The following is a 12,959-nucleotide window of genomic DNA, read 5'->3' as shown; positions in this document are numbered from 1 at the left end:
CCACGTTGCACCGGCCCCACCCCATGTCCACAGCGCCATCGACCTACACCCGCCAGCGTCCCCTGCTGTGGCTGGTCTCGCTGGCGATCTTCATGCAGATGCTGGACTCGACCATCGTCAACACGGCACTGCCGGCAATGGCGGCCAGCCTCGGCGAAAGCCCCCTGCAGATGCAGTCGGTGGTGTTCAGCTACGCGCTGGCTGTAGCCACCTTCATTCCTGCCTCCGGCTGGATCGCCGACCGCTACGGCACCCGTCGCACCTTCCTGGTGGCGATCATCCTGTTCACCCTCGGCTCGCTGGCCTGCGCGATGGCGCAGCAGCTGCACCAGCTGGTGGGCGCACGCGTACTGCAGGGCATCGGTGGCGCGATGCTGCTGCCGGTGGGACGCCTGGCGGTGATGCGCTCGGTGCCACGCGAGGACTTCCTGCGTGCAATGAGCTTCATCGCCATCCCCGCACTGGTCGGCCCCCTGATCGGCCCGACCTTGGGCGGCTGGCTGGTCGAGATCGCATCGTGGCACTGGGTGTTCCTGATCAACCTGCCGATCGGTGTCATCGGCTTCATCGCGGCGATGAAGATCATGCCCGACCACTACGCCAGCCACCGCACCCGTTTCGACCTGCGCGGCTACGCGATGCTGGCGTTTGCGATGGTGGTGCTGTCGCTGGCGCTGGATGGCATTTCCGGGCTCGGCACGCCACACGCGCTGGTGATGCTGATGACCGTAGCCGGCCTGGCTGCACTGGTCGGCTACTGGCTGCACGCGGCAAATTCAACGGCACCGCTGTTTTCGCTGGCGCTGTTCCGCGTGCCCAGCTATCGCATCGGCATTCTCGGCAACCTGTTCTCGCGCATCGGCAGCAGTGCCATGCCGATGTTGATTCCGCTGCTGCTGCAGGTCGGTCTTGGCCTGGGGCCGATGAATGCCGGACTGATGATGGTGCCGGTGGCGGCCGCGGGCATGGTGTCGAAGAAGCTGGCGGTGAAGCTGGTTGAACGCTACGGCTATCGCCGCGTACTGATGACCAACACCGTGCTGGTCGGCCTGGCAATGGCCAGCTTCATCCTGATGACACCGGGCCAGCACCTGAGCGTGCGCCTGCTGCAGCTGGCGTTCTTCGGTGCGGTCAATTCGCTGCAGTTCACCGTGATGAACACCGTCACCCTACGCGACCTGGATCGCGAGTTCGCCAGTTCCGGCAACAGCCTGCTGTCGATGGTGATGATGCTCGCCGCCGGCTTCGGTGCGGCGGCTGCAGGCAGCCTGCTGGCCGCGTTCGGCACGCAGCTGGAAGGCCACGGCGCGACGGCTGCGCTGCACGCTACCTTCCTGTGCGTGGGCGCGATCACCCTGACCTCGACGCTGATCTTCTGGCAGCTGCCCGACACCAAGCCGGAACCGCGCGAGGTCGAGCACGTAGCGGAGTAGTGGGTTCGGCAGGGCTGCGCCCTGCACCTGCAGAGGCCACTGCGCAAGCAACAGCAACAGCAACAGCGTGCATTCCGTGGGAGGGCGGGGCGGTGTCGGATTGCGGGGACGCCGCAAGTACGTCCCTGTAGGCTTGGCAGCCGCATCCATGCGGCTGACACCCCGCAATCCGACACCGCCCCACCTTCGACAGATTTCCGGTGGCTGATGGATTTACGCCATGCGTGGATGAATCTCTGTTAGATATCGAAATAATTCTGGGGTCAGATCCCATGCCATTCCGGTGTCGACCAAGGTCGACACCCACCAACAGCAACATAGAACGCCGTTCCGACAGATCGCGGAAGTCTGTCGAAGGCGGGGTGGGTCCGGTTGCGGGGGTGTCCGCGGCATGGATGCCGCGGCCAAGCCCCCAGGGATGGGTTTACGGCGTCCCCCGCAACCGGACCCACCCCGCCATCCCACGGATAGCCCGCTTTTGACGTTGACGTTGACGTTGACGTTGACGTTGATGTTGATGTTGATTCGGCAGGTGCAGGGCGCAGCCCTGCCGAACCCCTACCGCCCCAGCACGCGGGCGATCGCTTCCACCAGCAGCTCACCGGTCACCGGCTTGCGCAGGAAACCACCGATGCCCGCCGCTTCCACCTGCTGCTGCAGATCCGGGTCGGTGCGTGCCGTCACCGCCAGCAGCGGCAGCGTGTAGCCCTGGTTGCGCAGATGCTGGGCCAGTTCGAAACCGCTCAGGCCCGGCAGATCCAGATCGAGCAGGCCGACATCGAAATCATCCGCGCTGATTTCACGCAGCGCCGCCAGCGCGTGGGCGGCGTGGACGACCTCATGCCCGCGGGTGGTGAGCAGGCCGCAGATCACATCGGCCACGGTCGCATCGTCCTCCACCAGCAACACCCGCAACGGCGGCATGTTGATCACGGCAGCGGCGTCGCTGTCGGCCCCGCCCTCGCCGGCTGCAATCTGCTGCAGCGGCAACGGCAGACTGACGCCGAAGCAGGTGCCACTGCCCAGTTGGCTTTCCACGCGGATCCGCCCCTGCATGGCCAGTGCCAGCTCGCGGCAGATCGCCAGACCCAGACCGCTGCCGCCGTACTGCGCAGCAGTGCGCGCGCCGTCAGCCTGCTCGAAGCGCCGGAACAACCGTTGCTGCTGCTCCTGGCTGATGCCCGGACCGGTGTCGCGCACCTCGAAATGCAGTCCACGCGGCCCTTCCTCGCAACGCGCGTGCAGCGTGATGCTGCCACGGCTGGTGAACTTGACCGCATTGGACAGCAGGTTGAGCAGGATCTGGCGCACGCGCATCGCATCGCCGGTCGCCTGCAAGCCAGCGGGCAACTGGTTGTCGAGGATGAACCGCAGGCCCTTCTGTGCAGCCAGCGGCCCCATCAGCGCGGCCAGATCCTGCAGCAGGCGATTGAGCGCGAACGCATTGGACTGCAGCTCCAGGCGCCCGGATTCGATCCGCGCCAGGTCAAGCGCATCGTTGACCAGATGCAGCAGGTGCTCACCTGCATGCCGGATCGACTGGGTGTAGCCACGCTGCTGCGGATCCAGCGGCGAGGCCAGCAACAGTTCACTCATACCCAGCACGCCGGTCATCGGCGTGCGGATCTCATGGCCGAGATTGGCGAGGAAGCGTGTCTTCGCCGCCGACGCGTGTTCGGCCAGATCCTGCTTGTGCAGGGCCAGCTGGTAAGCGTGCTGGCGCTGCAGGCGGCGCCGGTACAACCAGGCGAACCAGCTGGTCAGCAGCAATGCGATCGAGGCCAGCACCAGCAGCCCGGACAAGCTGCGCCACCATGGCGGCTGCACGTGGAATTCCAGGGTCTGCACCCGGGACCATACGTGGTCGGCCGAGCGCGCCTGCACTTCCAGCCGGTAGGCACCAGGGGGCAAGCGTGAGAACAGACGCTCGCCTGCCGGGCCCACCTCGACCCAATCCGGGTCGTAGCCGGCCAACCGGTAGCGGTAGGTGTTGGAGGCCGAATCGGCGAAGGACAACAGGCGCGCGACGATACGCAGGTCGCGGTCGCCATCGGCGATCTGCAGCGGTGTGTCATGGGTCAGGTCCAGCAACTGTTCGTTGCGGCGCACCTCCACCCGCTCGATCACCAGCGGCGCACGCCGGGTGGACGGTCGAACCTGCTCGGGATCGAACACCACCACACCGGCGGGCGTACCCGCCACCATGCGCCCGGCGGCGGAAGCAATCAGGGTGTGCTCGCGGAACTCCTGGCTGGGCAGCCCATCGTGCACCCCATACAGGCGCACGCTCTCGCCATCGGCACTGACCCGCACCAGGCCGCGCGCACTGGTGGCCCACGCCACGCCCTGTGCGTCGACCACCAGACCGGTGGCGGAAATCGCCGGATAGCCCTGCTCCGTGCCCACCACCGCCTGCCGTTCCAATCTGCCCTGGCTCCAGAGATACCGCGACAGGCGGCCATCCTCGGACAACCAGACCTGCCCGTCCTTGCCGACGTGCAGGGCATACACCGCCGTGGCCGGCGCACCGGGCACCGGCTGGAAGCGCTGCGCATCCGGTTGCCATTGCAGCAGGCCGCGGCTGCTGGCCAGCCATATCCGGTCCTGCGGGCCACATTCCACGTCCAGATTGAGCTGACCGGCCTGCAGACCATCCTGGCCGTTGTCCAGCTGCCGGCGCACATGCCCGTCCAGGTCACGCTGCTGCAGGCCAGCTGCCAGCATCAACCACAGGCTGTCGCCATCGCAGGTCATCATCGCCTCGATGTTGCCTTCCATGGTCGCATCCGCGCCGGAATCCCGCCCCCAGCGCCGCAGCTCGCCCCGACGCGGGTCGTAGCGCATCAAGGCGTCGGTCGAACCCACCCACACCTGTCCCTGCCGGTCTTCGCGCACCGACGTTAGCCAGTGCATGCCGTTGACGAAGGTGCGGTGCTGTTCGATCACGCCCGTGCGTGGATTGAAGCGATCCAGCGCGCCATGGCTGCCGACAGTCCACACGCCACCATTGCTGGAAGGGCTGGTACCCAGCACATAGGAATTGCGCAGCGAGGACGGATCATCCTCCAGCCGCGAGAACACCGAGAACTGCCACCAGCGCGGAAGCAGATGCCACAGGCCTGCATTGGTGCTGGCCAGCCAGATGCCGCCTTCGCGGTCCTCATAGGCGCCGGTCCAGTTCGGCCGCACCAGGCCGCGGGCGATGGCACTGTACAGCGGGACTGTCTGGTACCGGCCATCGATGCCCCGGCCCAGGCCACTGCGGGTGTCCAGCCAGTGCCCGCCCTGCTCGTCGCGCAGCATCATGCCCAGTACCTGGTCGCCGGCTGGCAATGTCCAGGGCACGGATTCGAAACGGCCATCCGGGCGCCGCACGGTGGCCCCGGCCAGCGTGCTGATCCAGAGGCTGCCGTCGGGTTCGGCGGTCAGCCCATTGATCAGCAGGCTGGGCACCAGGTCGCCGCCGATGCGTTCGAAATCGGTGCCGGTCCAGCGCGCCACGCCATGCTTGGTGCCGACCCACAGGCTGCCGTCGGCAAGCGTGGCCAGGTAGGGCACCGACGCGGCCGGTACGCTGCGCGGGTTGTTCGCTTCGGGCAGGAACCGCTGCAGACGATCATTGTTGTCCAGCCGGTACAGGCCGCCCTCGTGGGTGCCGAACCAGATCGCGCCATCCGGCGTCGCGGCCAGGCTCCAGACCGTGTTGCTGCCCATCAGCGGCTGGCTGCTGCGGTCATAGAAGCGCAGCTGTCGGCGGTCGGCCGACATCCGCACCAGGCCGGCATTTTCAGTGCCGATCCACAGCTCGTTGCGGGCATCGACCAGCACGCTCCAGATGCGGTTGTCGCGCAGGCCGTCCTCGGAACGCCAGATGCGGTAGTTGCGCCCGTCGTAGCGGGCCAGGCCATCGTTGGTGGCAATCCACAGGTAGCCGTAGCGGTCTTCGGCCATGCGGTTGACGGTGTTGGATGGCAACCCATCGAACACGGTGACCTGCCGCGGCGAAGGTGGCACCGGCTGCGCGGCAGCGGGCGCCAGGCAGCACAGCAGCAGCATCAGCAGCGTCACTGCCCGCAGATACACCACCGATGGCCTCCTCACGCTGCTGTTGATGATGCCCACGCCGTGGGCGTCGGCATGGTAAACCGAAAGTTGCGGGATTCACGCCGCAGGATGCCGTACTCAGCTGATGATCTGGCGTTTACTGCGCGCCTGGGCAATCGCCGCAACCAGCAGATCGCCGGTCACCGGCTTGCGCAGGAAACCATCGAATCCGGCCGCAAGCACCTGCGTCTCGGCATAGGTATCCGAGCGCGCGGTAACGGCCACCAACGGCAACTCGTAGCCCAGCGCGCGCAGCTGGCGGGCGATGGCGGTGCCGTCGAGCGCAGGCAGGTCGAGGTCGAGCAGGCCGACATCGAAGCCCTCGGTGGAAATCTCCGACAGCGCGCCCAAGCCATGCAGCACGTGCACCACCTCATGGCCCTGGCTGCGCAGCAGGCCGGCAATGACCTCGGCAACGGTTGCATCATCCTCGACCAGCAGGATGCGCAGTGCGGGCAGCGTCGGCAACGCTACCTCGCCATCGCTGGAGGCCTGCTGCCGGCTCCATGGCAGCGGCAGCCGCACGGCGAAACGTGCGCCACGCCCCGGCTGGCTGTCCACATCGATGCGGCCGCCCATCGCCACCGCCAGCTCCTGGCAGATCGCCAGGCCCAGCCCACTGCCGCCATAGCGCGAGGCGGTACGCGGGCCATCAGCCTGTTCGAAGCGGTGGAACAGGCGCTGCTGCTGCTCGGCATTGATGCCCGGCCCGCTGTCGCTGACCTCGAAGGTCACCACCCCGCCGTTCTCGTCCAGGCGCGCCGCCAGACCGACATGGCCGCGCTCGGTGAACTTGATCGCATTGCCCAGCAGGTTCAGCAGGATCTGGCGGACGCGCATCTCATCGCCACTGATGCAGATCGGGCCAGGCAGGTCCCCCTCACGCTGGAAGGCCAGCCTGCGCTGCTGCGCCATCGGCTGCATCAGCGCCTGCACCTGGTCCAGCAGTCCGCCCAGGTCGAACGGCCGGATGTCCAGTTCCAGTCGGCCGGCCTCGATCCGTGCCAGGTCCAACGCGTCGTTGACCAGGCGCAGCAGATGGCTGCCGGCCTGCTGGATCGAGCCGGCATAGCTGCGCTGCACCGGGTCCAGTTCGGTGGCCAGCAGCAGTTCGCTCATGCCCAGTACGCCGGTCATCGGCGTGCGCACCTCGTGGCCCAGGGTCGCCAGGAAGCGGCTCTTGGCCTGCGATGCCTGCTCGGCGATCTGCTGCTTGTGCACCGTCAACTGCCACTGCTGGCGCCGCCGCAGCCGTCTGCGGATCAACCACAGCAGTGCCAACAGCAACAGCGAGCCCAGCATCACATAGCCGAAGATCGCCATGCTGCTGCGCCACCAGGGTGGCAATACCTTGATGTGCAGCTGCTGCGAGGGCGTCCACGTGCCACTGGCCGATGCGGCCTGCACCTCGATCGAATAGGCCCCGGGTGGCAGCCGCGACAACGTACGTTGGCCATCCCCGCCCTGCTCCACCCAGTTCTGGTCGTATCCCTCCACACGGAACCGATAGCGGTTGCCTTGCGGGTTGGCGTAGGACAGCAGCCGCGCATCGATCTGCAGGTCACGGTCATCGGGCCCCAGCAACAGCAGGCCGGAGGTCGGCAGGGGCTGCCAGCCGCGCGCATCGTCGCGACGGACGCGCACCTGCGCGATCACCAGCTGCGACGGCGGCAATTCGACGTCGGCGGCATTCGGATCGAAGCCCACCATGCCGGTCTGGGTAACGGCCAACACGCGGCCATCGGCATCGATCGCCGGCGGGCGTCCGGTGAACTCAGCATCAAGCAGGCCGTCGCGCTCATTGAAGATCTGCAGGCGACGCTGTTTCGGATCCCAGCGCAGCAGGCCACGCGGTGTCGTCGCCCACAGCTGTCCGTTCGCGGCCAGGGCCAGCCCTCCCATGCTGACCGGCGGCACGCCGGCGCCGGCATCGACGCGCTGGATCAGGCGCAGGCTGAGGCCATCCCACTGGTAGCGTTCGAACGCCCCTTGGCGCGCGATCCACATCTGCCGGGGATCGATCCATACCAGATCGTAGATCGGGCCCCGGGAAACGCCCGGCACCGCTTCGAAGCGGTCCCCCTGCTCGCGCAGGATCCCCGTTTCACCCATCACCCAGGCCCGCCCCGTGGCATCGAAGCGGATCTGTTCGACCGGTGCATCGGTATCACCACGCAGCATGGCGCCATCGAAACTGCGCAGCAGGCGGCCGTCGGCACTGCGCTGCTGCAGGCCCAGATTCATCACCGACACCCAGACCGTGCCATCAGGCGCCTGCCGCATCAGATCGATCCGCTGTCGCAGGTCGGAGCCGCCGCCGATGCGCCAATCGCGCAGCGCGCGCGTAGCGGGGTCATAAACGCTGATGCGCCCGGCGCGGCCCAGCCACAGTCGTCCGTCGGGACGTGGCAGCACCGACCACACCGCACCGCTGCCCAGCTCGCGGTCGCTGGCCAGCAGGCTCAACGTCCCCTGTGCATCGATCTGGTAAACACCGTGCGCAGAACCGACGTAGTAGCTGCCGCCATCGCTGGCGGCACTGAGCAGGTACTGGCTGTCCAGCGGCTTGCCATCAAGCTGGTACCACGTCGAAAAGCGCCGCCAGTCTGGCGGAAGGTAGGCAAGGCCCTGGGTCAACAGCGCGACCCACAGCCCGCCCTCATGGTCCTGCAGCAGGTCTAGCACGCCGCTATGACCGGTCAGGAAGCCGCTGCCACGGTCGCCTTCCAGTTTGCGCAACACCTGGCCATCACCGCGCAGCAGTCCATCGGAGGTTCCCGCCCAGTAGCCTCCACGGCTGTCGGGCAGCACCAGTGCCGAACGCAGGCCGGCACTGTCGGCCCAGGCCGGTCGCGTTACCCGATCCTGCGCATCGATGCGGTACAGGCCGTCGTTCTGTGTGCCGATCCAGATTGCGCCATCGGCATCACGGCTCAGCCGCAGCACGCTGACCGCTTTCAGTTCGCGCGGTGCCACGGCCTCGAAGACGTGGCCGTTCCAGCGCGCCACGCCGGCTTCGGTTCCCACCCACAACCGTCCCTGCGCGTCGACCAGGCTGCTGAAGATCGTGTTGCTCGGCAGTCCGCCGGGCTGTGCCGGATCATGCTGGAAATGGCGCAACGAGCCGTCTTCGCCGAAGCGGCAGACCCCATGGCTGCTGCTGCCGATCCACAGCGCGTCCTCGGCATAGGCCAAGGTCCAGAACTGCCCCTGGCAGCCTTCGGTGACGGACTCGAAGGTCTTGAAGCGCTCGCGGTCGGCATCCAGGCGGGCCAGTCCCTTGCCGTTGATGCCAACCCACACCCGATCGAGCGGGTCGACCAGCAGGGTTTCGATCTCGTTGCCGGGCAGTGAATCCGGTTGGGCCGGGTCGTGCTGCCAGACCCGCAGCTCCCCACCGTCATAGCGGGCCAGGCCGCCGTCGGTGGCCGCCCACACACGGCCCTGACGGTCTTCGGCCAGCGCGACCACCATGCGCGAGGGCAACCCCTCGGCCGCGCCGAAACGGCGCAGGCGCGGTGTTTCACCCGCCATGTCCAAGGTCGCGGCTGCAGCGGAAAGCGCCAACAGCACCAGACCTGCTCCTGCAATGCCTTGGCACCACCGGCGCCAGCCGCTCGTCATCCTGAACCCCCTGTCCTGTGCCGATTGTCACACAGGGCTGCAGCCATCGCTGCAACAGCCTGTTTCCGGCCACATCGGCACCACGAACTGTTGCAGCCGTGCACACAGCGTTGCGCCAGGGCTATGGGTATGATCGAAGAGTCTTTTTTCCCGAGTCCTCCGCCGATGCGCCATTGCCTGGCCCTGCTGCCGATGCTGCTTGCCATCGCCCCCGCCTGGGCAGGCAACGATGCCTACCGCATCGATCCGGTGCACACCCGGGTGCTGTTCGCGATCGACCATGCTGGCTACTCGCAGGCGCTGGGTACGATCTCCGGAACCCAGGGCCAACTGCACTTCGATAGCGACAACTGGCGCGATGCGACGCTGGACGTCGAGATTCCGGTAGCACGACTGGACCTTGGCGATGCCAAGTGGAACCAGGCCACGCTGGCGCGCAGCCTGCTCGATGGCGACCGCTTCCCCACCGCCCGCTTCGTCTCCCGCCAAGTCGAACCGATCGACGGCCGCCATGCACGCGTACTCGGCACCCTGACCCTGCGCGGCGTCAGCCAGGAGGTCGCGCTGGAAGTGACGTTGAACCAGATCAAACGCTACCCGCTGCCACCGTTCCGGCGTACTGCGGGGTTTTCCGCTACGACGACACTGAGCCGACGTGCCTTCGGCATCACCGCCTGGCCTGGCGTGATCGGCGATGCGGTGCAGGTGCGGATCGAGGCTGAAGCCACCCTCGACCGCAGCGACGCTCCGGGAACTCCCACGCCTCAACCCCACTCCGACAGCCAGACGGCCACCAAGGACCCTTCATGACCGCCAAGAACACCCCCGCCGCCTGGGGGAGTGTCAGCCAGACCCTGCACTGGCTGATCGCATTGCTGATCCTCACCCTGGGCATCGTCGGCCTGACCATGGGCGAGCTGCCCAAGACGCCCAAGTATTTCTGGGTCTATACCGCGCACAAGTCGATCGGCATCACCGTGCTGGCACTGGTGGTGCTGCGCCTGGGCTGGCGCCTGTATGCAGGTGCCCCCAAGCCCGTCCCCGGCGTGCCGAGCTGGCAGGAGCGCGTCGCCAGCGCCACCCACGTGCTGCTGTATGTGCTGATGTTCGCCATCCCGTTGTCGGGCTGGATGTACGACTCGGCCAGCGGCCTGCGTCCGTTCCGCTGGTTCGGGCTGGTCGACGTTCCCAAGCTGAGCGGACCGGACCCGCAGGTCGTGGCGGTCTCCCATGCCCTGCACGAGTACGGCTTCTGGCTGTTGATCGCGGTGGTGCTGGCCCATGCCGGCGCTGCCTTCTACCACCACCTGTTCCAGCGCGATGCCACCCTGTCCCGGATGTTGCCGCGTGGCTGGCTCGCCTCTCCCCAGAAGGACTGACTGATGAACCTGAAACTGACCACCCCGGCCGCCGTGGCTGCCGCCCTTGCCGGCATGCTGGCCACCGCACCGGTGCTCGCCGCCGATTACGCCCAGGCGCCCGGTGCCGGTTCGTTCCTGGCCTTTGCCACCAAATACGATGGTGAAGTGTTCACCGGCAGCTTCCCGGGCTTTGCCACCAAGCTCAGCTTCGACCCGGCCAATCCGTCCGCAGGTTCGCTGGACGTGGTGATTCCCCTGGCCGGCGCCAAGAGCGGCAACAGCGACCGCGACTCCACCCTGAAGGAGGCGGACTTCTTCAACGTCGGCAAGTTCGCTACCGCGCGCTATACCGCAAAGGGCTTCCGCGCGCTCGGCAACGACCAGTTCGCTGCCGATGGCACGCTGGAACTGCGCGGCGTGAGCAAGCCGGTCACCTTCACCTTCACCTGGAAGCCCGGCGCGCAGCCGGTGCTGACCGGCAGGGCCACGGTGAAGCGCCTGGACTTCGGTGTCGGCGGCGGCGACTGGGCCGATACCAAGACCATCCCGGACGAAACCGCGATCAGCACGATCGTGAAGTTCGACGCGAAATGATCGACAGGCCGGGGCCTCGCCCCGGCCATCATCTTCGGTAGTGCCGGCCGCAGGCCGGCAACCTCACTGATCGAGGCAGCTGCCGGCCAGCGGCCGGCACTACCGATCAGCGGCCAACCAGGCCTGCACCGCAGCCGCGTCGAACGGCCAGTCCAGCTCCCGGCCGGCGGCCTCGTCACGCAGCACCGGCACCCGTGCCCCATAGCGCACCTCCAGCGCCGGCTGGTCATCGAGGAACACCGATTCGAACTCGGGCGCCCGCGCCTTGGCCAGTTCGGCCAGGGCCATGTCACACAGATGGCAGTCGTCACGCTGGAACAGGGTCAACACCGCGGTTTGCTCCCTTGGCGGAAATGCTGCGCCGCAGTCATGGAAGTGCGGCGTGAACCGCTAGAATAGCGGTCTCTCCCGGTACCCGCAGTACGGCAACCATGGCTGTCAGCACGTTCGACGTTTTCAAGATCGGCATTGGCCCGAGCTCCTCGCACACCGTCGGGCCGATGAGGGCCGCCGAGCGCTTCATCCATCGTTGGCTGCTCGACCCGGGTAAGCTTGGGGAGGTCGCGCGCATCCGTGCCGACGTGTACGGCTCGCTGGCGCTGACCGGTCGTGGTCACGGCACCGACAAGGCGATCCTGCTTGGCCTGGAAGGACAGCGCCCGAACCTGATCGACCCGGACATCATTCCGGCCACGCTGGAGCGCATCCGCAGCAGCAAGCGGATCGTACTGATGGGCCAGCACGAGATCGCCTTCGACGAAAAGCGCGACCTCGGCCTGAACAAGCGGCAGAAGCTGCCCTACCACACCAACGGCATGCGCTTCACCGCGTACAACGCCGATGACGAAGTGCTGGCCACCCGTGATTACTACTCGGTGGGCGGCGGCTTCGTGGTCAACCAGGACGACGCGGCCGATGACCGAATCGTGCCGGACGAAACGCCGTTGCCCTACCCGTTCAAGAGCGGCGACGAGCTGCTGGCGCAGACCGCCCGCAGCGGCCTGAGCATCGCCCAGTTGATGTTCGAGAACGAGAAGTGCTGGCGCACGGAAGACGAGATCCGCGACAACCTGCGCGAGATCTGGAGCGCGATGCAGGCCTGCGTGGCGCGTGGCATCCGTGAGGAAGGCGTGCTGCCCGGTGGCCTGAAAGTGGGCCGCCGCGCACCGGCGCTGTACCGCGAACTGTCATCGAAGCCGGAAGCGGCGATGCGCGATCCGCTGACCACGCTGGACTGGGTCAACCTGTACGCGCTGGCCGTGAATGAAGAGAACGCCGCCGGTGGCCGCGTGGTCACCGCGCCCACCAACGGCGCGGCGGGTGTACTGCCGGCGGTGCTTCACTACTTCGATCGCTTCTGCCCCGGCGCGAACGAACAGCGCGTGTTCGACTTCCTGCTGACCTCGGCGGCGATCGGCATCCTGTACAAGGAAAACGCCTCGATTTCCGGCGCCGAAGTGGGCTGTCAGGGCGAGGTCGGCGTGGCCTGTTCGATGGCCGCCGGTGGCCTGGTCGCGGCGCTGGGCGGCAACCCGAGCCAGATCGAGAACGCGGCGGAAATCGGCATGGAGCACAACCTGGGACTGACCTGCGACCCGATCGGCGGCCTGGTGCAGATTCCGTGCATCGAGCGCAATGCGATGGGTGCAGTGAAGGCAATCAACGCCTCGCGCATGGCCATGCGCGGCGACGGCAAGCACAAGGTGTCGCTGGACAAGGTCATCAAGACCATGCGCGATACCGGCCGCGACATGCAGGACAAGTACAAGGAAACCAGCCGCGGTGGGCTGGCGGTGAACGTCATCGAGTGCTGATGGTTGGCACAGCCAGGCGTGGCCTGGCT

Annotated in this window: 8 protein-coding genes; 5 read left to right on the top strand and 3 right to left on the bottom strand. The window is 67.0% G+C overall.

Annotation, left to right across the window (positions count from 1 at the left end; translation table 11 throughout):
• Positions 1 to 23: 23 nt before the first annotated feature.
• Positions 24 to 1,433: a multidrug transporter subunit MdtD gene (mdtD, locus tag ACQ5SA_RS12055; protein WP_230112269.1), complete on the top strand. Its 1,410-nt coding sequence runs from the start codon at positions 24 to 26 to the stop codon at positions 1,431 to 1,433.
• 558 nt (positions 1,434 to 1,991) lie between these two features.
• On the opposite strand, the gene ACQ5SA_RS12050 is transcribed toward mdtD, so the two are convergent.
• On the bottom strand, positions 1,992 to 5,519 hold the full coding sequence (locus ACQ5SA_RS12050; RefSeq protein WP_230113117.1) for a hybrid sensor histidine kinase/response regulator: 3,528 nt from the start codon (positions 5,517 to 5,519) through the stop codon (positions 1,992 to 1,994).
• Positions 5,520 to 5,615: 96 nt separating this feature from the next.
• Positions 5,616 to 9,161 carry a sensor histidine kinase gene (locus tag ACQ5SA_RS12045; protein WP_499314352.1) on the bottom strand — a complete coding sequence of 1,182 codons (3,546 nt, stop codon included), beginning with the start codon at positions 9,159 to 9,161 and terminating at the stop codon, positions 5,616 to 5,618.
• A 165-nt stretch (positions 9,162 to 9,326) separates the two neighbouring features.
• Here ACQ5SA_RS12045 and ACQ5SA_RS12040 point away from each other — a divergent pair, with 165 nt between their 5' ends.
• The 3 genes from ACQ5SA_RS12040 to ACQ5SA_RS12030 are packed head-to-tail and all read left to right on the top strand — an operon-like array spanning position 9,327 to position 11,116.
• Complete coding sequence (locus tag ACQ5SA_RS12040) at positions 9,327 to 9,971, top strand: YceI family protein (protein WP_353101261.1); 645 nt, start codon at positions 9,327 to 9,329, stop codon at positions 9,969 to 9,971.
• Complete coding sequence (locus ACQ5SA_RS12035) at positions 9,968 to 10,540, top strand: cytochrome b (RefSeq protein WP_230113120.1); 573 nt, start codon at positions 9,968 to 9,970, stop codon at positions 10,538 to 10,540. The genes ACQ5SA_RS12040 and ACQ5SA_RS12035 overlap by 4 nt, the downstream gene beginning before the upstream one ends.
• A gap of 3 nt (positions 10,541 to 10,543) precedes the next feature.
• Positions 10,544 to 11,116: a YceI family protein gene (locus ACQ5SA_RS12030; RefSeq protein WP_353101257.1), complete on the top strand. Its 573-nt coding sequence runs from the start codon at positions 10,544 to 10,546 to the stop codon at positions 11,114 to 11,116.
• A 99-nt stretch (positions 11,117 to 11,215) separates the two neighbouring features.
• Here the strand turns inward: ACQ5SA_RS12030 and ACQ5SA_RS12025 are convergent, their stop codons facing one another.
• Entirely contained in the window at positions 11,216 to 11,446 is a 231-nt protein-coding gene (locus ACQ5SA_RS12025) for a glutaredoxin family protein (RefSeq protein ID WP_353101255.1), read from the bottom strand.
• A gap of 101 nt (positions 11,447 to 11,547) precedes the next feature.
• Here ACQ5SA_RS12025 and ACQ5SA_RS12020 point away from each other — a divergent pair, with 101 nt between their 5' ends.
• Positions 11,548 to 12,930 carry an L-serine ammonia-lyase gene (locus tag ACQ5SA_RS12020; protein ID WP_230113122.1) on the top strand — a complete coding sequence of 461 codons (1,383 nt, stop codon included), beginning with the start codon at positions 11,548 to 11,550 and terminating at the stop codon, positions 12,928 to 12,930.
• Positions 12,931 to 12,959 lie beyond the last annotated feature (29 nt).

Origin of the sequence: Stenotrophomonas indicatrix, from assembly GCF_050573115.1 — a bacterium.
Lineage (GTDB): Bacteria > Pseudomonadota > Gammaproteobacteria > Xanthomonadales > Xanthomonadaceae > Stenotrophomonas > Stenotrophomonas lactitubi_A.
The sequence above is the reverse complement of the archived record's forward strand: the minus strand, read 5'-3'. Positions and strand labels throughout refer to the sequence as shown.